The sequence below is a fragment of the Oleiphilus sp. HI0080 genome (assembly GCF_001635135.1).
The window spans coordinates 1-810 of the sequence record NZ_LWFU01001160.1 but is presented as its reverse complement, the minus strand read 5'-3'; the positions used below and the strand labels follow the sequence as shown (position 1 = coordinate 810).

The 810-nt window shown below is 46.4% G+C and carries 1 protein-coding gene; it reads left to right on the top strand.

The features are described from left to right. A partial coding sequence (locus A3751_RS20770) for an acyl-CoA dehydrogenase C-terminal domain-containing protein (RefSeq protein WP_197466575.1) occupies positions 1 to 763 on the top strand: 763 nt, incomplete at its 5' end. Positions 764 to 810: the final 47 nt, after the last annotated feature.

Here is an 810-nt window from a genome sequence, read left to right as displayed (position 1 = left end):
TATTGTGCATGCTGATGTCCGTCGCATGTTGCTAACGATGAAAGCGTATACAGAAGGTAGTCGTGCATTTTCAACATATGTAGCTCGTTTTCTTGATATCGCTAAGTTTTCGGATGATGCGGAACAAGTAAAGAATGCCGATGCAATGGTGGCTCTTCTAACACCTATAGCTAAGGCTTATATGACCGATCGGGCCTTAGATACATGTGTCGCTGGCCAACAAATTTTTGGTGGTCATGGTTTCATCCGCGAGTGGGGCCAAGAACAGCTAGTACGTGACACTCGTATTACCCAAATCTATGAAGGTACCAATGGCATTCAAGCGATGGACTTGATGGGGCGTAAGATTGTCGCCAACGGCGGTAAGCTTTTTGAGATCTTTGCGAAAGAAATCGCTGAGTTCATTGAGCAGGAGTCTGGTAATCCTGCATTGGCTGGTAAGCTTGAGCAGTTAGCCGCAGCTGTTGAACGTTTAAGCGATGCGACTGAGCACGTTATAACGTCTGCGCAAGGTGATGCAAATGCTGTTGGTGCTGCTGCTGTTGAGTACTTGGATATGTTTGGATTGACGGCGTATGGCTATATGTGGGCGCGCATGGTTAAAGCCGCAGCTCCAAAAGTAGAACAAGACGTCTTCTATGCGAGTAAGCTCAAGACCGCTAACTTCTTCTTTAGCCGTCTGTTGCCAAAAACCGTCTCTTTGCTCGAGACTATTAAGTCTGGTAGTGACGACACTATGTCGCTAGCGGCTGAAAACTTCTAAGTTTAAGCTGGTAAAGACGAAAAGCCGCTCAATTGAGCGGCTTTTTT